General features: G+C 41.2%; 20 protein-coding genes. 8 read left to right on the forward strand and 12 right to left on the reverse strand.

The features are described 5' to 3' along the window. Positions 1-187: 187 nt before the first annotated feature. The 3 genes from trkA (at position 188) to BR06_RS0114060 (ending at position 4,280) form a co-directional block, all read left to right on the forward strand. Positions 188-1,552 carry a Trk system potassium transporter TrkA gene (gene trkA, locus BR06_RS0114050; RefSeq protein WP_031484135.1) on the forward strand — a complete coding sequence of 455 codons (1,365 nt, stop codon included), beginning with the start codon at positions 188-190 and terminating at the stop codon, positions 1,550-1,552. Then, complete coding sequence (locus BR06_RS0114055) at positions 1,552-3,006, forward strand: TrkH family potassium uptake protein (protein ID WP_031484137.1); 1,455 nt, start codon at positions 1,552-1,554, stop codon at positions 3,004-3,006. Before trkA ends, BR06_RS0114055 begins: the two co-directional genes overlap by 1 nt. A gap of 110 nt (positions 3,007-3,116) precedes the next feature. Then, positions 3,117-4,280 (forward strand): FkbM family methyltransferase, encoded by a 1,164-nt coding sequence (locus BR06_RS0114060; protein ID WP_031484138.1) that lies wholly within the window; start codon positions 3,117-3,119, stop codon positions 4,278-4,280. Positions 4,281-4,357: 77 nt separating this feature from the next. Here the strand turns inward: BR06_RS0114060 and nadB are convergent, their stop codons facing one another. From nadB to nadC, 3 genes are all read right to left on the reverse strand, one after another. After that, complete coding sequence (nadB, locus tag BR06_RS0114065) at positions 4,358-5,938, reverse strand: L-aspartate oxidase (RefSeq protein WP_235727732.1); 1,581 nt, start codon at positions 5,936-5,938, stop codon at positions 4,358-4,360. Between the two features lie 75 nt (positions 5,939-6,013). Then, the gene (gene nadA / locus BR06_RS0114070) at positions 6,014-7,036 is read right to left on the reverse strand and encodes a quinolinate synthase NadA (RefSeq protein WP_031484142.1); all 1,023 of its coding nucleotides are present in this window, start codon (positions 7,034-7,036) and stop codon (positions 6,014-6,016) included. 10 nt (positions 7,037-7,046) lie between these two features. After that, the gene (nadC, locus tag BR06_RS0114075) at positions 7,047-7,919 is read right to left on the reverse strand and encodes a carboxylating nicotinate-nucleotide diphosphorylase (protein ID WP_031484144.1); all 873 of its coding nucleotides are present in this window, start codon (positions 7,917-7,919) and stop codon (positions 7,047-7,049) included. Positions 7,920-8,088: 169 nt separating this feature from the next. On the opposite strand from nadC, the gene mgtE reads away from it, so the two are divergent. Next, complete coding sequence (gene mgtE, locus BR06_RS0114080) at positions 8,089-9,441, forward strand: magnesium transporter (RefSeq protein ID WP_031484146.1); 1,353 nt, start codon at positions 8,089-8,091, stop codon at positions 9,439-9,441. Positions 9,442-9,585: 144 nt separating this feature from the next. On the opposite strand, the gene BR06_RS20355 is transcribed toward mgtE, so the two are convergent. From BR06_RS20355 to BR06_RS0114110, 6 genes are all read right to left on the reverse strand, one after another. Beyond that, complete coding sequence (locus BR06_RS20355; protein ID WP_031484148.1) at positions 9,586-10,257, reverse strand: adenylate kinase; 672 nt, start codon at positions 10,255-10,257, stop codon at positions 9,586-9,588. Between the two features lie 63 nt (positions 10,258-10,320). Beyond that, positions 10,321-11,355, reverse strand: a complete 1,035-nt coding sequence (tilS, locus tag BR06_RS20360) for a tRNA lysidine(34) synthetase TilS (RefSeq protein WP_031484150.1) — start codon at positions 11,353-11,355, stop codon at positions 10,321-10,323. An 87-nt stretch (positions 11,356-11,442) separates the two neighbouring features. After that, the gene (locus BR06_RS0114095; protein WP_031484151.1) at positions 11,443-11,778 is read right to left on the reverse strand and encodes a hypothetical protein; all 336 of its coding nucleotides are present in this window, start codon (positions 11,776-11,778) and stop codon (positions 11,443-11,445) included. Between the two features lie 17 nt (positions 11,779-11,795). Then, positions 11,796-13,106, reverse strand: a complete 1,311-nt coding sequence (gene hemA, locus BR06_RS0114100) for a glutamyl-tRNA reductase (protein WP_031484153.1) — start codon at positions 13,104-13,106, stop codon at positions 11,796-11,798. Between the two features lie 5 nt (positions 13,107-13,111). After that, complete coding sequence (locus BR06_RS0114105) at positions 13,112-13,939, reverse strand: cytochrome C assembly family protein (protein WP_031484155.1); 828 nt, start codon at positions 13,937-13,939, stop codon at positions 13,112-13,114. Next, positions 13,926-14,621, reverse strand: a complete 696-nt coding sequence (locus BR06_RS0114110) for a precorrin-2 dehydrogenase/sirohydrochlorin ferrochelatase family protein (RefSeq protein ID WP_328285926.1) — start codon at positions 14,619-14,621, stop codon at positions 13,926-13,928. Before BR06_RS0114110 ends, BR06_RS0114105 begins: the two co-directional genes overlap by 14 nt. 74 nt (positions 14,622-14,695) lie before the next feature. Here BR06_RS0114110 and BR06_RS0114115 point away from each other — a divergent pair, with 74 nt between their 5' ends. The 4 genes from BR06_RS0114115 to BR06_RS0114130 all read left to right on the forward strand — a co-directional run bounded on the left by BR06_RS0114115 (position 14,696) and on the right by BR06_RS0114130 (position 19,522). Then, a complete protein-coding gene (locus tag BR06_RS0114115) occupies positions 14,696-15,937 on the forward strand; it encodes a glycosyltransferase family 9 protein (RefSeq protein ID WP_235727733.1) in 1,242 nt (413 codons plus the stop codon). A gap of 17 nt (positions 15,938-15,954) precedes the next feature. Continuing rightward, the gene (locus tag BR06_RS0114120; protein ID WP_031484161.1) at positions 15,955-17,229 is read left to right on the forward strand and encodes a CgeB family protein; all 1,275 of its coding nucleotides are present in this window, start codon (positions 15,955-15,957) and stop codon (positions 17,227-17,229) included. A gap of 163 nt (positions 17,230-17,392) precedes the next feature. Beyond that, positions 17,393-18,268, forward strand: coding sequence for a CheR family methyltransferase (locus tag BR06_RS0114125; RefSeq protein ID WP_031484163.1), 876 nt, complete (start codon positions 17,393-17,395; stop codon positions 18,266-18,268). A 33-nt stretch (positions 18,269-18,301) separates the two neighbouring features. Next, positions 18,302-19,522 (forward strand): HDOD domain-containing protein, encoded by a 1,221-nt coding sequence (locus BR06_RS0114130; protein ID WP_031484165.1) that lies wholly within the window; start codon positions 18,302-18,304, stop codon positions 19,520-19,522. On the opposite strand, the gene BR06_RS0114135 is transcribed toward BR06_RS0114130, so the two are convergent. The 3 genes from BR06_RS0114135 to BR06_RS0114145 form a co-directional block, all read right to left on the reverse strand. Further along, positions 19,519-20,643, reverse strand: coding sequence for a sensor histidine kinase (locus BR06_RS0114135; protein WP_031484167.1), 1,125 nt, complete (start codon positions 20,641-20,643; stop codon positions 19,519-19,521). The two genes, BR06_RS0114130 and BR06_RS0114135, sit on opposite strands and share 4 nt — an antisense overlap. 84 nt (positions 20,644-20,727) lie before the next feature. Beyond that, positions 20,728-21,993, reverse strand: a complete 1,266-nt coding sequence (locus tag BR06_RS0114140; protein WP_031484168.1) for a replication-associated recombination protein A — start codon at positions 21,991-21,993, stop codon at positions 20,728-20,730. Positions 21,994-22,018: 25 nt separating this feature from the next. Beyond that, positions 22,019-22,747 (reverse strand): 16S rRNA (uracil(1498)-N(3))-methyltransferase, encoded by a 729-nt coding sequence (locus BR06_RS0114145; protein ID WP_031484170.1) that lies wholly within the window; start codon positions 22,745-22,747, stop codon positions 22,019-22,021.

Consider the following 22,747-nt stretch of genomic DNA (forward strand, 5'->3'; position numbering starts at 1 on the left):
GAATATCAAGCCCGTTGCTTAATGCAACGGGCTTTTTCTGTTTGACTGAAATAGATCTATTTATTAAGTAGAATGTCGATGGCAATATTGCTGAATTTCGGCTATTAAGACGTAATAATTTCAGGTTTCAAGGTGTTTTCACTTTTTCGCTTTCAGGTGTTATTTGATTTTAGATGAGGAGTAGCTTTTGAGGGTTATAATTGTTGGAGCCGGTGAAGTTGGGTTTAATGTTGCCCGCCGCCTATCCGGTGAGAATAAAGACGTTGTTGTCATAGACAAAAATTCAAAAGCTCTTACCAGAGTTTCTGAAACTTTGGATGTTCAGACAATACTTGGATCTGGCTCAAATCCAGAAATATTGGAACAGGCCGGAGTTCAAGAAGCGGATATTTTTCTAGCGGTAACTGATAAAGATGAGATCAATCTTATCTCTACTTTTCTTGCGAACCGCATCGCTCCAAAAATCATCAAACTTGCTCGCATCAGAAATGAAGACTACACAAAGTATCCAGAGATGTTTACAGAAGGTGATCTTAGAATTGATACCCTTATTAATCCTGATGAAGAAGTCGTTGAATCCATATTAAGAGTTATGAGTGTTCCCGGAGCCGTCGAAATCAATGACTTCGTTGGCGGTAAGGTTCGTCTTATCGGAGTGAAGCTTCCGAAAGAAAGCCCGCTCACTGGCGTAACACTCATGAACATCAAAGAACACCTCGGCGGTGTTGATGTTGTTATCGCGGCCTTAGTACGCGAAGACAGACTAATTATTCCTGGTGGTCTTGATACAATTGAAGAAGGCGATATTGTTTATTTTGCATGTGTTCGCGATCAGCAAGATAAACTATTGAAACTTGCTGGAATTCTTTCTGATCCAATTCGTAAAGTTCTTATAGTTGGCGGCGGAAACGTTGGACTTCTTCTTGCCCAAGCTCTCGATAACAAAAAATTTCATACAAGACTTCTCGACCGCGACCCAGAACGGTGCGCTGAACTTTCTGAGAATCTGGACCGGATTATTGTCTTACACGGCGATGGAACGGACCAAGACTTACTGAAAGAAGAGAATGTCGGCGACCTTGATATGGTCATATCTGTTACTGGTGATGAGGAGATGAATATTCTATCTTGCCTACTCGCTAAAAATTTAGGAGCGCGCAAGACAATTACCCGCATCAGTAATTTTGCATACATTCCTCTGATTGAACCGATTGGTATTGATCATCTTGTTTGCCCTAGACTTTCCGCAATTAATTCTATTTTACATTTTGTCAGACAAGGTAAAGTTATTTCTGCCGTTTCCATTAAAGGGGAAGAAGCTGAAGCTCTTGAAGCTATTGCACAAGAGAACTCAGGAATCGTAGGCAAACCAATTATGGATCTTCATCTACCGAAGGGTACTCTGATTCTATGCTTCCAGCGCGGCGAAGAAGTTATCATCCCGACAGGTCTAACGGTTATTGAGCCGAACGACAGACTGCTCATTATTTCAACACGCAAAAATATTTCAGCAATCGAAGACGCTCTCACCACTAAGTTGGAGTATTACTAATGCGTTGGAAGGTTGTTCTGCACATTATCGGAGCACTCGTTTTGTGCGTCGGTCTTACAATGATAATGCCTCTCGGATTTTCATTGTACTACCAAGACTCCGGCATAATGCCCTTAATCCAGTCAATGGTGATTTCTTGCCTTTGTGGATTAGGGCTTTTCTATGGTTTTCGCAGCAAAGACGAGAACAAAGGACTAAGTCACAGAGAGGGGATGGCAATTGTCGCACTCGGCTGGGTTGCGGCTGGTTTTTTCGGTTCACTCCCATTCTATTTAGGTGATGTCTTCACCAACAACGTAGATTGTTTTTTTGAATCATTATCAGGCTTTACCACAACTGGTTCGTCAGTAATGAATGATATTGAAAGTGTTGCGAAAGGAATACTTTTCTGGCGCAGTCTTACTCATTGGCTAGGCGGAATGGGTATTATTGTTCTCTCGCTTGCTATTCTTCCTTTCCTCGGCGTCGGCGGTATGCAGCTTTATAAAGCAGAAGTTCCCGGACCAGTGCCGGATAAGCTTAAGCCGCGCATTAAAGATACAGCCCTAGTACTGTGGAAAGTTTATCTACTTTTCTCCGGCATTGAATTTGTCTTACTTATGTTTGGTGGTATGGATGTTTTCGATGCTCTTTGTCACACCTTCGGAACACTCGCAACAGGCGGATTTTCTACCAAAAATACTTCTGTAGCCTATTTTAACAGTGCCTATATTGATTACGTAATTACTTTCTTTATGTTAGTTGCCGGAATAAATTTCAGCCTTCATTACCAGATGTTAAAAGGGCGTCCTTTACTATTATGGCGTGACCCTGAATTTCGCTTTTTTGGTGTTGTAACGGCCGTAATCACAGTAATTGTTACAATCGTGGTTTACGCTGCCAATGATTACGAGACTGTTGCGGATACATTCAGATATACATCATTTCAAGTTGCCTCAATTATGAGTACGACGGGTTATGCCACCGCCGACTATGAAATTTGGCCTGCGCTGGCGCAAGGACTACTACTCTTTTGTATGTTTCTCGGTGGCTGTGCCGGATCAACTAGTGGAGGTATGAAGCACCTGCGCATCATGCTTCTTCTAAAGCAGTCCTACCAAGAGATATTCCGAATTATTCACCCACGCTCAGTAAACAGAGTAAAGCTCGGCAAAACGGTTGTTAAGCCTGAAACAATGAATGACATACTTGGATTTGCGGTTCTTTGGATAGCTCTTCTCGTCATTTGCGGTCTTGTTGTCGCGGCAACAGGCGTGGACGTCGTTTCCGCATTTTCAGCATCACTTGCCTGCATCGGCAATATCGGACCGGGCATAGGCTCAGTTGGACCTACTGACAACTTTTCTCATATTCCCGAAGTAGGGAAGTGGGCATTAATTTTCTGCATGCTCCTAGGACGACTTGAAATTTATACCGTTATTGTCCTTTGTGTCCCTGAATTTTGGAGAAAATAATCTAATACATATCGATTGACCAAGCTATTTCCGATATTATTAGCAAGCTGTTTTAATTAAATATTTATCATGTCTCTATGACACTTTATATTTAACAGGGAGATCATAATATGGACTTTTCGAGTATCAACTACATACATCCTGATGAGATCCCTTTAAATGCTACTATCTGTCTTTATGGAACTGGACAGGGCGGTGAAGAGTCATACAAGCTTCTAAAATCAATGAGGCCTGATGTTAAGGTTGCCGCTTTTGCTGACACCTTTAAAACCGGAAAGTTCCTTGAGAGACCTATTCTTACCCCGCAAGAACTTGCAGAACAACAAGACAACTTTGCTTTAACAATAGTCTGCTCGCTTTATTTCCTTGAAATACAAAAAGTACTTAATACAAATAATATAAAGAAATTTGGTTTTTTTGCATGGCCTAAATTCTTCAAATATGTATTTTTTCCAAAAGATCTATCCTCAGTTCAAGATAAAATAAATAAAATATCAAGTAAGCTTGAAACAGAAGATGACAGAAGGTTGTTTGGAGATCTTTGCGATGCACGCTCAATAAATTCTACCTTAACTTATATTAAAACATCAGATGACGGCATCCCTAGTATAATATTTAAAGATCACCATAATCTAAAATCTTTATACCCTGAAAATACCGCTGTAAGCTATTTTGATTTTATTGATCTTTCAATTGTAGAATATGCTGTACAAGGTGGCGTTTACGATGGGGGAGAGGCTGTTTTTATGATTGAAAACTGCCCCAAACTTATCAAACTGTTTGGTTTTGAACCACTCGGCTCAAGTTCACTAGATATTTCAAATTCTAAAAAATTAGATGATTCTAAAAAATTTCAGTTAATTGAAAAAGGGCTATGGAATAGTTCTAAGCAAGTTACTTTTATAGCCAATGGATCTGCTAGTTGCGTAAATTCAAATGTTAGCAATGATGGTAAAGATAAAATTAACCTATGCTCACTAAATGACGAAGCCCAAAATATTTCGCTTAAAAAATTAGATTTTCTGTTTTGTGATATTGAAAATGCCGAAATTCCAATGTTAGAAGGGGCTATTGATTTAATCGTTGCAAGTAGAACTCAACTTGCAATTTGTTTTTACCACTCAAAAAAACAATTTATAGACACCCCACTTATGCTAATGGATCACCTTGAAGATTATGTTTTTAAGATTGGACACTATTCACTGAGTTCAGATGAAAGCGTTTTCTATGCAATTCCTCGTGAAAAATATTCCGGTTATCAAACCTATTCATAACAAATTTTAGAATTCCAAATAAAAATGGCCTTGAACGAAAAGTTCAAGGCCATTTTTATTTGGAATAATTGATTGTATTAATCAACCCTATAATGACAACCAAGACTCTCTTTGTTTTTAGATGCAGCGGCTGTGACTGAAAGAGCAGCCTGACAACCATGAAATAAGTCTACAATCGGCCTGCTCAGGGGAGTTCTCTTGTAAAATGAACGTAGATCCCTGTTTAGGTTTTGCAAGTCATACATGGCGCGACTAAGGCGAGCAGAGGATCTTGTAATCCCTACATAGTTCCACATAATGCTTCGAATCAACATCCAATCCTGAGCAATCAGAGCAGGATCCTCATTTGTGTTCGTACTGGAATTATCCCAATCTGGTATAGAATCCATCAGCTTTCTAGAAAGACTGGACTTTCTGGCAGCCTGCGCAACGATGTCTTTACCAGCGTTATATCCCCACAATAGCCCCTCAAGCAACGAGGTACTGGCAAGTCTGTTCGCACCATGAACTCCGGTACAGGAACATTCACCAACAGCGTACAGTCTATCAAGGGTCGTTTTTCCTTTGTCGTCAACAAGAACACCACCGCAGAAATAATGCGCGGCAGGAACCACTGGAATAGGCTTTGAATCCATATCAATACCAGCCTCAGCACACCTGCCGAAAATAGTTGGAAATCTTTTTGAAAGATTGTGGTCAACGTGGTTAGCAGCGTCCAGATAAACACACTCTTCACCGGTCCTGAGCATTTCTTCCTGAATCGAACGGGTCACAATATCACGCGGAGCAAGATCAGCTCTAGGGTCATAGCGAGGCATGAAAGCTTCACCATAACAATTTATAAGCTTTGCTCCCTCTCCACGGACAGCCTCTGAAATTAGGAATCTGCGACTAGCTCTTGACCGTGCACCCTGATAAAATGCTGTGGGGTGAAACTGAACCATTTCAGAATTAATTACTCTGACCTTGGCTCTGGTAGCCATGGCAATGCCGGACCCGATAGACCCGGTAGAATTTGTGGTATGCAGATAAATCTGTCCAAGTCCGCCTGTTGCCAAGACTGTGTAATTGGCAAGTATTGTTTCAACCGCATTGATTGACTCATTATATACATATGCTCCAAGACATTTATTACTGAGACAATATCTCATTTCAGTAGACTTGGCATGGTGATGATTTGTTAAAATATCAATTGCGGTGCGCTGAGTGCACACTGTTATATTGTGATTAGATATAACGGCTTTTGAAAGGACTTCCATAATAGATTGCCCAGTATGATCCGCGCAGTATAGGATACGCTGCACGGCATGGCCACCTTCCCTAGTAAGGCTGTATTCACCATCTTCCTCACGGGCAAAAGGAACAGGGTATTTATCAAGAAGAATGTGCTTTAACGCCTCAGGGCCATGTTTAGTTAAGGTACGAAGAGCTTTTGAGTAATTATAATTCCAGCCCGCAGTGCGAATATCATTCTCAAGAATTTTTGGAGAATCCTCAGGCCCCGTATAAACAATACCACCCTGGGCAAGCCGGGTGTTTCCGGTAAAGAGATCTTCACCTTGAGTCAGCAGAATGACTTCAACGCCTTTCTCTGCTGCTGTTAAAGCGGAAATACATCCGGAAATTCCTGCCCCGATAACTAACACTTCGGTTTTCATACGGTTTTCTTGCATGTCATTTATCTCAATTGACGGTTGCCTTTAAGGTTTCCGGCTATAGGTTGGTACAAGGGATTACGCGCAGACTTTAAGCATCCTTTCAAGAGCAACTTTCGCAGGCTCCCTAATTTCATCTGAAACATCTTCAAAGTCAGCGGTTTCGATATTCTGGAGAAGCTCTGCAAGTTTTTTCTCAGTAATTTTAGCCATACTGCTACAAAAACTTACACTTAATGGAATAATTTTTTTATCAGGAAACAACTGAGCTAACCTGTAGACCAGATTGGTTTCAGTCCCAACAACTATGGTCGATCCCGCAGGAGATTCAGATACATACTTGATAAGATAGGACGTTGAACCATCTCCATCAGCCGCCTGAACAAGTGCAGGCGGACATTCAGGATGAACAACAACCTTGCAACCGGGATGCTGAATGCGCAGATTTTCAATCTGGGAAAGTTTAAACCTCTGATGAATCGCACAAAGTCCGGGCCATACCAAAAGCTGCTTATCAAGAGTTTCACTGACATCAAGATTTTCGCCATTTTTGCGGATATCAAGCAATAATCTTTTTTCTTCTGGAATGCCAAGTTTATCAGCAGTATTAAATGCAAGATTTTTGTCAGGAAGGAAAAGAACACCATCACCTTGATCAAGTGCCCATTTCATCATTTTAACAGCATTAGCTGACGTACAAACCGAACCGCCATGTTTACCGCAGACGGTTTTAACTGCCGCAGGAGTGTTGACGTAAGCCAGTGGAATTATTTTTCTGCCACTTTCATTCAAAATTTTCGTCAGAACCTTATCAACCAGATCGGCAGGAGCCATATTTGCCATGACGCATCCCGCCTTAGCATCTGGAATGTAAATTTTCTGATTATCTTTGCGAACTATAGCCGCTGATTCTGCCATGAAATGAACACCACAAAAAACGATGTATTCAGCTTCAAGTTTATCAATCTGACGAGCAAGCTCAAGTGAATCACCTGCAAGGTCTGTGTGAGCTATAATTTCATCAGACTGGTAGTGGTGGCCTAGTATTGCTAGACGCTTTCCGTACTTCTCTCTTAAATCGGTAATTATTTTAGAATACATTTTATTTACCTTAAGCTGCGAATATCTGCATGCTCAAATCTGAACATTTTGCAGAGTGTGTGATTCTTCCTACAGAAATAAAGTCCGGCCCGGCCTCAGCAAGTTTGGCAATTGTTTCCAGAGTCACATTCCCGCTGATTTCAGTTTCAATTGAATCAGGGATAGTTGCTACGGAAGCTTTAGCTTCATCAAAGGTCATATTATCAAGCATAATACGTTCAACTCCGCAAGCCACAGCCTCGTCCACTTCTTTCTGATTTCTGCATTCAACTTCGATAGGAGGGCAGGGCTCATACTTAGCGCGGAGCTTATTGACTGCTAGAGTTATAGATCCAGCACGGTCGATATGATTATCTTTCAGCATCAGCATTTCTACAAGGTTCAGCCTGTGATTTTGAGCACCACCAACCAATACCGCATATTTTTCAGGATAACGAAGTCCCGGAATAGTTTTTCTAGTATCGAGAAGGATAGTTTCACTATGATCAAGAGCCTGAACATATTTATTGGTAAGAGTCGCAATACCAGAAAGATGAGATATAAAATTAAGCATAATTCTTTCTGCCTTAAGAAGTAGGACGGCAGGCCCCTGAATAGCAGCAACGAGCGTACCTGCAGAAACTTTGTCACCTTCATTAACATTGAGGTGAATCTTACATTTTTTATCTTTATCTGTGAATTCTAGGATAAGCGGGATGAGTGGAAGGCCTGCGATAATTGTATCTTCTTTCGCAATAATCTGTGCATTTGCAATATCATCAGGTTCAAATACACCTTGGGAAGTTAGGTCTGGACCATCTTCGCTTAAAGCAACTCTGATTGTAGCCATAAGAAACATTTTAGCTTCAGCCTGAAAGAAAGTGTCAAATTTATTTTCGCTCATATTATACCTATAATTATTTTAAACAATTAACTTACGATTGTGCTAACATTTTGGTATCCGTTTTTTTCAATGGACACAAGGCCTGATAAGGATTTCACAAAGAACATTCGTAAAAAAGATGTATTAAGAAATTTTGACCTTTAGTTGTATTTGGGATAGTTGGAGCGCCATGAGTAAGGCAAAAGGTATACCTGAACCACTCAGAAAATGGCAAGAAAGCGGTAAAGGACTCGCTGGGCAAGTTGACCAGCGGGTTATTGATGCAATGCATCCTGCGGATGCTGCTGATCACATTGAAGAATTGGGGCTTGAAGAACAGGTTAAGTTCATTAAGCAGCTCCCAATTAGTGCTGCCGCCGATTCCATTGCTGAGATGGAAAAATACGACCAGCGAGAACTGATCGAAAGGCTTAATATAGGAATGGCTGCCCGCATTCTGGAGTTCATGTCTCCAGATGATGCGACTGACATTATTGAAGGCCTTGATGATGATCTGCGCGAAAGTCTGTTACGTCAGATTAAAGCTGAAGATAGAGAAGAAATCTCGACTCTTCTTACCTTTGATCCCGAAACAGCTGGTGGTGTTATGAATACCGAAGTAGCAATTCTTCGCGAAGATTTCACTGTGGACCAAGCTATTGCTTCGATCCGCGCAGAAGTTGAAGACAAAAGTATTCCTTATTACGCCTACCTTGTTGATAGCCGTCACCATTTGACCGGAGCTGTATCCTTACGCGATCTTCTAATTTCGCAGCCCGGTAAAAAGCTCAAAGAACTCACTCACAATCAGCATCTTATTTCTGTCACCTATGAGGTCGACAAAGAAGAAGTGGCTAAACTTATTGGTCATTACAATTTTCTCGCAATGCCTGTTACAGATTTTGATCACAGACTGCTTGGCGTGGTCACAGTTGATGATGTTATCGACATCATTAATGAAGAGGCCAGCGAAGACATGCAGTCCATGGTTGGTGCGGGTACGGATGAAACCACCGATTCACCGTGGACCTATTCCGTAAAGAAAAGGCTGCCGTGGCTGGTGATTAACGTTGCGAACTCTGCCATATCAGCGTGGGTGGTTCATTTATTTGAAGCAAATATTGCTAAAATGGCGATCTTGGCCGTTCTTATGCCAATTGTTGCGAATCAAGCAGGAAATACAGGACAACAAGCTCTTGCCGTTATGATTAGGCAATTTGCCACAGAATCATTCGATCGTAAAAAATCATGGCAGGCTGTTTTTCGCGAACTAAAAATCGGCCTTGCTAACGGTATCTGCATATCGTTACTAGTTCTATTGGCTGTGTATCTACTGACAGACAACTCCGCACTAGCAATGGTAATGTCCGGCGCATTATTTATAGACATGCTCATAGGAGCAGTAGTTGGCGGAGCTATACCGATTATTCTAAAAGAATTTGGACGTGATCCAGCTCAGGCTTCTTCAATATTTCTTACTACCATCACCGACAGTTTAGGATTTCTATCACTACTTGGACTTGCCGGAATATTTTTGCTTTAATAAAGATTGGCTTGTGATGCCTCCGGCGGCTTAAACCTCTTTGCGAAAAGGGTTTAAGCATCCCAAAACTTTTTAGTTGCCCAGCAAAAAGCCCCTCTACCTTGCGGTAGGGGGGCTTTATAATGCAATCTGGTAAAAACCGGATTATACGAGCTGAGCCATAAGAGTTTCTTTAATAGAATCGATTGTGCCTTCGCCATCAAGTGTGATGTACTTGAATCCAGCTTTAGCTGCGAGATCTTTGTAGAAGTATGCTGCTGCAACAGTACCAGTAGTTTCATCGTAGTAGATGTCGTGGCGTTTGTTGATTGCGTCACCGTCCTGATCGTCAGCACGCTCAGTAAGAGCACCGCCACATACGCGACAAACATCACCTTCAGGCTTAATAGCGTCGATGAATTTGTTGTTAGGGTGGTTAGGATCATTTTCGCAAAGGCGACGACCCATGATGCGGTTTTTAGCTACTTCGCGAGGAAGAAGAATTTCGATAACGTAATCGAGTTTTACGCCGTCTTTTTCAAGAGCTTCCCAAAGTTTCTGAGCCTGAACGATGGAGCGTGGGAAACCGTCAAGCAACCAGCCGTTTTCGTCGGAAGACTGAAGAACGTCTAGAACCATTGGAATAGTAATATCATCAGGAACGAGCTCGCCCTTTTCGATGAATGCTTTAGCTTTCATTCCAAGCTCAGTTCCGCCACCAATGTGTTTACGGAAAATTGCACCTGATTCAATGTGATCAAGTTCAAATTTTTTCTTAGCTAGTGCGCCCTGAGTTCCTTTACCACTACCGTTTGGTCCAAAAATAAGAATATTCATCTGTAGTCCTCCTAAAGAATTAGTAACAAATTTCACAAGCTCTAATCCGAGATCCATTAACTGTCAATATCTCTGAGAAAATTTGAACACTATACCTTGCTTGGTGATGGTCGCAGTCTTGTTAGATGGAAATTGGAATACAGATCCTGTTTTCTTTGCAACATACGAATTTTCCAGAAGATTTATAGAATCAGCGAGGGCATGTCCTTTACCTAAAAGCTCAATAATTTTTTTATACAACCGGCACCTCAAAGCAGGGTGACATTGCTTTAAAATCTTCGAAGGTGCGAAAAAAGACCCATCTTCAAGGCGCTTAATTTGATCTAAACACCTACTGATTTCTGATTCCCAGTAATCCTGATCCAAATCGGCCTGATTTTTAAGCCTAGCGACATTTATTCCAAAACTGGGATTCTCATTAAGCAAAAGTGGAATAATATTATTTCGGACCCTATTGCGGGTATATTTATTAGAACTGTTGCTTTCATCTTCGCGCCACGAACATTTTATACTTTTAAGAAATGTTTCAAGTTGCCGCTTATTCGTCTCCAAAAGAGGGCGTAAGAGCTTTCGATCCGGATCATAAGCATCCATCCCCGCAAGAGCGGGCCACCCAGTACCGCGAATAAGGCGCATCACAACATCTTCGCACAAATCTCCAAGGTGATGCGCTAGCAACAAAAAATCAGCATCAAATTTCTTCAAGCAGTAGTTGAAGAAATCATACCTCAAAATACGCCCAGCCTCTTCAAGTCCAATCGAATTAAGTTCGGCATAACCTTTAGCATCTACACTTTTCTTCTCAAAACCTACACCAAGATCTGCACACAATTTTTCAACAAAAACAGCATCTTCAACTGATACACTGCGCAAATTATGATCCACATGTGCACAAAAAACCCTGCCACCAGATTTTCTGGCAAGCAGGGTAGATATAATCAACAATGCAGCTGAATCAATTCCGCCTGAGACAGCTACAAGAACTTTCTTTGACGCAAAATTAATATCAGATTTAAGATTACCGAACTTCTCAATATCGAGGCATAAACGAGCTTGTGCAGAGTCTAGTTCCTGTAATGATTTTGGTAGTGGTGCCATTTGTGCCTCCGGCGGCTTAAACCCTCTTAAAATAAATAGGAGTCCAGAGGGGGCTTGGCTCCTTTGGACCAGCTGAAGGCGAAATAGCTATAAAGAGATCTCAAGATCATCAATAAATTTATCGATGTAATCAAGCATATGGTTGCGCTGTTCTTTTGTTGCATAGCAAACGCAGGAGCAACGTAACTTATTGCGTCCTCGCACTAGCAATTCAACGCTAATTGCGCCTTCTGTCATTTCGAGCGCCATGAAATAGGGGCCGCATTCATTTAGATGTTCTTTTTGTTCATCTTGTAGAAGATCATTTGGAACTGGAATGTAGAAAAGATCATCCAGACCACCTGTGAATTCCAGCTCTTTTAGTGCATCGGAAATCTTTTTGAGGTCAGTTTCGTATATGTCTTCGAGTAGATAGGTTCTCATTTAAATATCCTTAAACTTTAATCTTTTGGTTTCTTACGTTTACAATGCGCATCTGGTGGAATGGTATCGTTGTCCAGATTAAACATGCGTCTGGCAAGATCAACAAACCTGTCCGCAGCGCCTTCTTCTTCTGTTCTGCGTTTTAGGAACGTAACCGGTTCGTGAAGTATTTTTTTACCAATTGAAAGGGCCATAAATTCGAGGGCCTCTTTGGTTTTGTCGTCGACGTCGCCAAGGCGCTTAAGGGTCTTGGCGAGTTCAGCCTGAGCAATGCCTTCACTGCGATTAAACAGGTCGACAATAGTGGGCTGTAGGTCAAGAGAATTAATCCAATTCCCGAAAGAGAGCGTCTCTGATTCAACGATAGAGCTTGCTTTGACAGCTTCATCTTCACGCTGAGACATGTTTTCTTCAACTACGTCTTTAAGATCATCAATATCGTATAAATATACGTTATCGAGGCTGTTTACGTCTGGGTCGATATCACGTGGAACCGCAATGTCGATGAAGAACATTGGGCGGAACTTACGTTTCTTGATGACCTTTTTCATTTCCTTAGCTTTAATGACAGCATGAGGCGCTCCGGTGGAGCTGATGATGATGTCAGTATCACTTAGGTAGTCATATAAGCTTTCAAAAGGAATGGCCTCGCCATTCATACATTTAGCTAGATCTTGCGCATTAGAGAGCGTTCTGTTGGCAATGCGAATCTTTTCAACTCCGCAGTTAAGCAGGTGAGTTGCTGCAAGCTCCGCCATTTCCCCAGCCCCGATGAGCATAGCTTTTTGACCTTTTAGTTCGCCAAAAATCTTCTTGGCAAGCTCTACAGCGGCATAACTGATAGATACAGCACTCGAAGCTATTGAAGTTTCGGTACGAACCCGTTTGGCAACGAAAAATGCTTTGTGGAGCATTCTGTTAATGATAACTCTAGCTGCTCCAGCTTCGACAGCATTACGATACGAATCTTTAAGCTGACCGAGAATCTGAGGTTCGCCGACTATCATTGAATCGAGACTGCAAGCCACTCTGAATAAGTGATTCACGGCTTTGAGGTCTTTGTGACAGTAGGTGTTGGGTTCAAGATCTGATCTGGAACCTGAACACTTATTGGCCCAGTATGTAAGGATTTCACTCTCGGTGATAGCCTCAGAACATACGACGAGAATCTCAACTCTGTTGCAGGTAGAAAGTGCCATTACTTCACGAACACCAAGATCAAGGAGTCCAGCTTCGAACTCTTCGACATTGGTTAGCGCGTAACGTTCACGAATATCCACACCTGCAGATTTGTGATTGAGACCTATAAGATAAATATTATGATCCATAAAAATCAGGCTTTAAAGCTATGGTGAGTAGGGATAAAGAAATTTATTCCCCACAGTGATATCATGGTGATGACAAAAACAATGATCACCAGAATTGCCGGTTTTTTGCCTCTCCAGCCAACGATTGTGCGCTGATGGAAAAGGAATGCAAATAAAAACCAGACCAGTAACGTTACGATTTCTTTCGGATCCCATGAGAACATTTTAGTAAAGGTTCCTCGCGCCCACAAGAACCCGGCGGCGAGTCCTAAAGTATAGAGCGGGAAACCAATCATAATCGCCCAATGATTCACACGATCGAAGGTATTTAAAGAAGGCATCTCTTTACCGAATGCAGTAAGGTTGGCCTTCGTTTTAATCTTATTGTTTAGGTATATAAAAGCTACACCAGCTCCCGCAGCCATTGCCATCAAAGCGATGCTTACAAATATGGTTCCGATATGGAGACCTATAAAAAGGCCCGCCAAATGAGCAGGGAGAGTCACTTTAAGGCTTTGAGCCGCAAGAGATGCGACAAATAGCAACAGAGCCAAAGGTGAAGCTGTGAGCGCAAAGAAAGTATTGCGTATTTTCCACCAGAGACCGAAATAAACGAGAATCAAACTCCAACCTAGCAGGCTGAAGTAAAAGAATCCGCCAGTCAGCACAGTTCCTTTATATAAGGTCACGGCGAGCAGCAAATCGAGAGAATGCAATGCAAACCCGCCAATAGCGCACAGATTTCCAAGCTTACCCATTATGGGGCTATTCTTAAGAGCGCCTGCTATGAAGAAAATCATCCCCATTAAATACAGGGCTATAATCACGTATTGAAAGAACTCAAACAAAGTCATCAGTTAACTCCGGGATATGGGGAACAAGTTCTTCGGGCAGAATTTCAGCCAATAATTCTTTAACACGGCTCATGTTTCCTGCTTCCAGTTCATCTAAAATCGGAGACGCTACAAGATGCCTGAACAAAGCGGTGTTTTGGCTTGTTTCCTCGCCAAGGTCAAGGACCAGAGGTCTGATTCTGCCCATCAAGGTCAGAAAAATTGCATAATGTTCGCCAAAAACGTCTTGTAAATCGCGACGAATTTTTTTTGTAAAAGCCGGACTGTTGCCGCCCGTAGAGACTGCAAGAGTAAGATCTCCCTGTTTAATTACGGATGGTACGATGAAATTGCTCCCATCAGGGTAATCCGCAATGTTGCAAAGAATATTCTTTTCACGGCATATATCTGCAATTTGTTTATTTACAGCTTTGTTGCAAGTGCATGCAAATGCCATAAATTTATCATCTAAATCTTCCGGTTCAAAATTGCGCTTTTCAAAACGGACACGGGGATCTTCGCTAATGCTTTTAAGTTCAGAGCAAGGATCACAAGTATCAAGTACCGTGATTTCGGCAGGGCCGGATTGCAATAAAGATTTCAGCTTGCGAAGCCCAACACATCCTGCTCCAACTAGCAGACATTTCTGGTTTTCCACTTTCAGGAAAATAGGATAGTACGTCATAGAAGATTGGTATAGCAAAAGGGTACCCTTATTGTAAAATGACAAAAGGCCAATAAACAGATATATTTTTTGCTCACAGGATTCTGCAACAAATGGAATTTATTATGAAACGAGCTCTTGTTGTACAACTCACAAGGTTTGGAGACCTTGTCCAGACTAAAAGACTTATCCTTACCCTTGCCGGGCGCGGACTGGAAGTCCATCTTTGCATTGATCGTTCGCTTAATGATCTGGCTGAAATTTTATACCCTAATTGTATCATCCACACGCTAATTGCACATGGAACAGGGATTTCTGGAGACGGTATAAGCTCGGCTCTTCCAGTTAATTACAAAGTTTTTCAGACACTTAAAGATATTAATTTCGATTACATTTATAACTTAAATTTCTCTCCCATGAACTATATGATGGCCTCAATGTTTAACCCTGAAAAAGTCATTGGGCACAAACGGGTAAACGGCCAACCTATACGTAACCCATGGATCGACTTTGGATTTCGGATTGCCACTGAAAGACGCAACAATATCAATATAGTAGACTACTGGGCTGCACTTAGTCCTGAAATGATACCAGCCTCAGAAGTTAATCCGCTAGCAACGCCTAAAGGCGGCGGAATAGGTGTTGTTATGGCTGGGAGAGAGTCACGCAGATCACTTCCTATAGATGTACTTGCCCCGATGGTTATGGCAGCCAGATCTGTAAATAAAAATAAAAAAATATTTCTGCTAGGCAGCAGTTCCGAAAAAGATGCTGGGAAAAAACTATTGGCAAAATTTCCGCCATCCATAGCGAAAGATGTTGAAAACCTTGTTGGAACAACAGGTTGGGAAGATTTATCGAAGACCGTTTCAAATCTTGACCTGCTTATGACTCCAGATACCGGAACCATGCACCTTGCCGCACACTTCGGAACACCTGTGTTGGGATTTTTCCTTTCATCCGCATGGTGCTTTGAAACTGGGCCATACGGCAAAGGACATACAATTATTCAAGCGGATTTTGATTGCTCTCCATGTGTTGAATCTCAGCCGTGCTATAATAATTTAAAATGTCTTGAGCCTTTTAAAGAGCCATCCATGCCTAGATTTATCGCAACACGTAAGCCAGATCACCTGCCGCAAGGGTTGTCAGTATTTGAATCTACTTGTGATTTCCTCGGCACTAAGTACGTATTAAAGGCAGGGCAGGACATTACTAGCGAACGCAGAGAAAGATTGCGCAATTTCATTGGGTGCCACCTTGGAATACTAGATATTGGCGAATACGGACCTTTTCCTGAACTTGCGGAAAAATTTTACAAAGAAAAAGACTGGATAACAGGATCGAGGTTATAAAGTTGAAAGATAATATTTTGAACTCGAAAAAAATTCTGAGAATACTTGTTGTACTTCCTTTATATGGAGGTTCATTACCTGTTGGAAGATTCTGCGTAGCCGCTCTCAAAGAAATGGGACACCTCGTTGAAACTTTTGAGGCTCCGGAATTCTATGACGCTTATAATGCTCTTGATAATCTGAAGGTTACGTCAGACAGGCATCAATATTTGCAAAATAGCTTCCTTCAAGTATTGTCGCAGGCAGTCTTAGCCAAAACCGAGACATTTGAGCCGGACATGGTGCTTTCCATGGCGCAGGCACCGCTTACACATCAAGCATTAAAGAGATTGAAGCGGGATAAAGTTATCACAGCCATGTGGTTTGTAGAAGACTTCCGGCTATTTACCTATTGGCAGAGCTTCGCTCCGTTTTATGATATTTTTGCTGTGATTCAAAAAGAGCATTTTTTTGATAAACTTAAGGAAATAGGAGTGAATAACACTCTTTATCTTCCTCTAGCGGCTCACCCGGACTTTCATCATCCTCTAAATATTGGCGTCATAGATAGGCGCAAATATGGCGCGGACGTTTCATTTATGGGGGCAGGGTACCCAAATCGGCGCATGGCTTTTCGCAAACTGATTCATCACGGACTCAAAATATGGGGCTCTGAATGGGAAGGAGATCATATTCTCGATAAGTATATTCAGCTTGGCGGACGCAGGGTTTCCTCTGAAGAATGCGTGAAAATTTTCAATGCAACAAAAATAAATTTAAACCTCCATTCATCAATTAATGCAGATGAACTCGTCAGTGGGGGAGATTTTATTAACCCGAGAACTTTTGAACTGGCTGCTTGCGGAGCTTTTCAACTAGTTGATCGCAGATCACTTATGTCAGAAGCATTTTCTGAAGGTGAACTGGCACATTTTGATAACCTTGAAGATTTAGATGAGAAAATCAGCTACTTTTTATCCCACCCTGATGAACGGGATCTTTATGCAGAAAAAGGGCGAAAGCGCGTCCTTGCTGAGCATACATACGTTATTAGAATGCAGACCTTAATTGACTTTGCTATGGATAAAATTGATGGATGGCCTAAAGAAAGGACCTCAGAAGAGCTCTTTACTCCTGATTTTCCCGAAGAATTAAAGAGTGAAGTGGTCAACCTAATTGAGAAGCTGGGGCTTCCATTAAATGTATCATTTGAAGATCTTATTAGCGCAATAAGACAACAGCAAGGTGAATTGGATCCACTCGACACAGCAGTTTTATTTCTAGATGAATGGAAAAAAATATACAAAAGATGAGTGGTATACTATACTGAAAGTGGTCCCATAAATGGTGTACGTTATTATAATTGATTCTTTTCGAATTTGTTTATCTAATTAGTACGCATTTCCCTTATCAGGGAAAAATAGTTATAATTAAATAAAGCAAATAAATATATTTAAATCTTAGAGAGAAGAATTTATGTCAGGCCTTTTTTCAGGAAGCGGCTTCAGTGGTGGAATAAAAATTTCCACACTAGAATTTACACAACTCAAAGATATTATCTATGAGTTATCTGGTATATTCCTAAATAGTAACAGAAAGTATCTTGTTGAAAACAGGTTTTCTGGCCGTATTCTTGAGCTTAATTTAAAAAGTTTTAAAGAATACATAGAATATTTAAAATATGACAGAAATAAAGCGGCTGAATTAAATAAATTAGCTGACCTCATTACGACAAACGAAACAAGCTTTTTCAGGGATAATGCACAGCTTAAAGTCTTCACCAACGAAACTTTACGCAAAATTGTTGACGAGAAACGTAAATCAGGAAAACTGGATATCAAGATATGGTCTGCCGGATGCTCGTCTGGGGAAGAACCTTACACGCTATCAATAATCATCCATGAAATGCTGAAAGCTGAGCTTTCCAAGTGGCGCATACAGATCACTGCGAATGATATTTCTTCCGACATCATCGAGAAGGCGAAAAAAGGTGAGTATGCAAAGTACGCATTCAAAACAACTCCTTCTCTTATTACTAAAAAATATTTCACTGAAACTTCTCCCGGTGTATTTCAAGTCAATGCGGACATAAAAAAGCTTGTTCGTTTTGCCAAAATCAACCTAAACGATCGAATTGCATTAAAAAAGATCCCTAAATCAGATATCGTTTTGTGTCGAAATGTGATAATTTATTTCGATAAAGAAATGAAAAAGAAAGTTGTAAGTGCTTTTTATGACAACCTAATTGAGGGTGGACATCTTTATGTAGGGCATTCTGAATCTTTACATACGATAACTAACACCTTTAAAGCCAAACACCATGAAGGAGCCATCTCTTACAGGAAGATTTAAATTTGGCTTTAACATAATTTATGAGGTGTTGAGATGCGTAGTGTAGGAATTGATGATCTTGAGCCCGGTATGATTTTAGGCGCGGATTTGCTTCATGCAGGAAGAATGCTTCTTCCTGCTGGGTCTGTTATTACCAGTAGTAATATTGTTTTTTTTCAGAGGCAGGGCATTGGCGATGTAAAAGTCCTAAGTTCTCCGCTGGCCGAACCTGACGAAGAAAGTGCGAATATGGCTTTTCGTTATGTTAGGGATTATTTCATGTTTGTAAACCATGATCACCCCGCCATAATGAAAATGTTTGATATAGCTGTACATCGTGCCGCTGTGCAAATTATGGAAGGGTGGAAGCTGCCTACATATGAAGAACAGACCGTAACAGAACTCGAAGATATGCGAGACCTTTTCTTCCGAGACGAAGGCAAGGTTGAAGACGTAGTTGACGCAGAGATAAAAATTGCTTCTTTTCCAGATATATTTTTCAAAGTTAAAAAAGTTGTTGATGATCCATCTGCATCTGCTCAAGAAATTGCAGCGGTTGTAGGTCTTGACGTGGGGATCTCAGCTCAGCTTCTAAAACTAGTCAACAGCCCTTTGTATGGATTTCCATCCAAAATAGATTCACTTACTCGCGCAGTTGCCCTTGTAGGGAGCAAAGAACTTTGCACCTTAGCTCTAGGCCTTTCGACTATCAGCTATTTTAAAGACATTCCTCCGGAACTAATTGATATGCGCACCTTCTGGCTGCATTCATTGACCTGCGGAGTATTTGCTAAAATTATTTCTGAGAAAGTTGACGGAGTTGTCCCTGAAGTCATGTTCACAGCTGGGCTGTTGCACGATGTAGGACGACTTATCATCTTTAAAAAAATGCCTTGTAGTTCAATTCAAGCAATGCTGTACGCAAGAGAAAACTTTATTCCGCTTGTTGAAGCAGAGGAAATGACCCTCGGTTTCAACCATGAACACGTCGCAAAAGACATGCTGGGTAAATGGAATTTTCCTTCAGAACTTACTGATATCATTAGCCATCATCACTCACCTCAAGATGCCGAATCTAAAATTCAGGCAACAATTCTTCAGGTTGCGGATAATTTGACAAATGCTATCGAAATTTCAAACGGCGGGATGTATGTTCTTCCAGGTATTGAAGATGGAGCTTGGGAATTACTTGGTATTGATGCAGCTTGCTTGTCATCGATTGTCGAAGAATATGACCACCAGATAGAAGACCTTTTTCAAGTATTTTTCACTTAAAACATATTGTTTTTATGACAACAGATACCATCAGAACATAATAACTCAATAGTTACCGTTGTTCCCATATTTGGCCCAGCGCTTTCTATAAAGAGTTTGCCTTGGTGTTCAAATACTATCTTTTTTACTAAAGAGAGGCCCATTCCAACGCCCTTAGCTTTTGTAGAAAAAAAAGGATCGCAAACATAAGGTAAAATTTTCGTCTCAATACCAAGCCCATGATCTATCACTTTAATTGTTAAGATGTCGTTTTCAATAAAGACTTTTATGTCTACTTTAGTGGATGGACTCGGTGTAAAGTTACTGGCATTAAGCAATAGTTCAACGATTACTGATGTAAATAAAGAACCGTCAATATTAAGCTCTGAGATATTGCTTTCAATATTTACAACTGTATTTTCACCTATTTTCGCTAAAATTATATTTGCCCTTTCAATTGCCTTTTCAAAGAAAGAACCTACATTAATTTCACTTAAAATTGGCTGCGGAATTGTAGAATATGTCCTTACAACAGAAACAAGCTTCTCTAGCTTCATAGCCTCTTCAGAAATGGCCTGCATTTCTTTCTGCAAAGGATCTTTATCGGGGAGTTTTCGAGAAACAATATTAGCCAAACCACCAATAATTGAAGTGGGGTTCCGAACTTGATGGGCTACCGCTTGCGCAAGAGCGTCAAGTCCCGCAATTCTCTCTTTTTGCAACTCCACATTTCTAGATGATATTCTGCGTTCACGCTCTTCCGCTTGATGGGAATCCGTAACGTCTTCAAAAAGGAAAACCATCCCTAATATTTTTGAATTATTACTAAGAAAAGAAGATGTTATTGATAATTCTTTAGTAGAGTTACTACTTTCAGGATAATAAGAGACTCGATGCGTAAGACCAATCTTCTGCTCATCAATAAGATCTATAATAACCTGATTGAATTCAACATTTGAAGATTCATTTTTGATAAAAAGTTCACCCCAACCACACCCAAGATGTTCGGTTAAATTTAAATCAAGTATTTTACATACAGCCTTATTTAAAAAAACTATTTCGCCTGTATTCGAAATAACCATTAATCCAACACTAATACTTTCAACAATATTTTCAATAACAAGCTTTTTTAGCGAAGACATAATCCTATCCTCATATAAAGTTCATTACTAAGAATACACCCCGCATCAAGGACAAGCAATAAATTATATGATTAAATAGGTCAGTTACTTTTTACGATTTCGACTTGGAGGGGGCTCAACCCGCGGATGAGCCGATCTTTTCTGTCCTTTAAGCCAAGCATTCAAGCGAGGTTCTTCGCCCTGTTCTTTAGAGTGATAAAAAACACGGTCGGAAAGTTCAGGCGGCAAGTAGTCCTGCTCAACCCATGCTTTCGGGAAAGAGTGCGGGTACTTATAATTACGGCCATATCCCCATTCTTTTTGCAGTGCGGAAGTCGCATTCCTTAAATGAAGAGGAACCGGCTGCATACCGTTCTGCCGGATTTCTTGCTTTATCGTATGATAGGCCGCGTACGTCGTATTGCTTTTCGGGGCCAGAGCCAAGTAGACTGTAGTTTCAGACAAAGGAATAAATCCTTCAGGCATACCTATAAATTCAACAGCCTGCTGGCATGAAACAGCCATAGTCAGCGCATATGGATCTGCAAGCCCGATATCTTCACCAGCAGAAATAATCAATCTACGTGTAATAAATTTAGGGTCTTCACCGCTTTCGAGCAAACAACCAAGATAATACAAAGCCGCGTCAGGATCACTGCCGCGAATGGACTTGATCATGGCTGAAGCAAGTTCATAATGAGAATCTCCGTCACGGTCACCGCGAACTATCGTTTCAGGCAAGATGGTGCGTAGTTTTTCAGGTTCTCTTTTATCTTTAGGAAGCTGAGACGCATATTCAATCAGGTTAAGAAGGGTGCGCCCATCACCACCAGACATGGAAGAAATCAAGTTAATGCTTTCCTCTTCAAGCTCGAATTCCAACTCTTCGATTGCCCGCTTGGCAATATCAGCTAAATCAAGTTTTGTTAAAGATCTAAGCCGAAGAACATGCAGCCTTGATAAAAGTTGTTTTGTAACGCTAAAAGAAGGGTTCTCGGTCGTAGTTGCGAGTAAAGTTATTTCGCCAGACTCTAGAATAGGCAGGAAAAAATCCTGCTGTGCTTTTGAAAATCTGTGAAGCTCATCAAGAATGAGAATATCCATTCCAGCAAGTTTTTTTCTAAGCGCGGCAATCCCTGCTTCCGGAGCACTGACTCGCATGTAGTGCCGTCCAGTCGATTGAGCAAGGAGCATTGCTAAGGTCGATTTGCCGCATCCCGGAGGACCGAAAAGCAATAAACTTGGCAACCTTTTGGATCTATCGAACGCTTCGATACGTTCACGGAGATGATTCTGTCCGACGAATTGATCCAAGGTAGTGGGGCGAATGCGATCCGCAAGGGGCTGATTATCTGTTAGCTCGAGCTTCAATTCATTTCTCCGTTAACAAGAAAATTTAGAGGGAAAGTTTTTGTTTCTCAAGGTAAGCTGCGCCAAGACAGAGCATCGCGGCAGTCTCCCACCGTAAAATACTATCGCCTAAACTACACTTTATAAAACCGCTATCCATTAACAGTTCAGCTTCACGCGAGCTGAATCCTCCTTCAGGGCCGATTACAGCTAAAGTCGATTCTTGAGCAAAAATAGCATAATCGGGAACAGCGTCTTTTTCAGCTTTTTCCCAGAGAATAATTTTATTAGAAAAGTCCTTGGATCTTTCAATCAGATTTTCAATAGAGCCGGAAACTGTCTCTAATTTAGGCAGCCAGACATTGCCGCACTGCTTAGCTGCTGCGACATTTTTATCCTGCCATGTATCTTTAGGATTTTCAGGAACTTTACCCTGACTGAATTCACCTTGAAAAAATATAAGCCCCATAGCCTGAAGCTCAACACTTTTTTCGAGCAGCCAATTGCGCCGACTAGATTTATTCCATCCGATCGCAAGAGTAAGTCCTCTTATGTCATCAAGAATATTTTCGCTTTCCAGCTCTAAGGCTGCTCGGCTTTTTGAAATTTCATCGACTTTGAAAAGGCCTTCTCGGCCCATGCCATCAAAGAGGCGAACGGTATCACCTTTTTTAGTACGTAGTACTTTGCACATATGACGAGCTTCGCCGCCAGCAAGAACAAAAGGGGACATCCAATTTTCGGGAGGAAGGTAGAAAGAATTTAGGCGGGACAT

The organism is Maridesulfovibrio frigidus DSM 17176 (assembly GCF_000711735.1).
GTDB classification, from domain to species: Bacteria; Desulfobacterota; Desulfovibrionia; order Desulfovibrionales; family Desulfovibrionaceae; genus Maridesulfovibrio; species Maridesulfovibrio frigidus.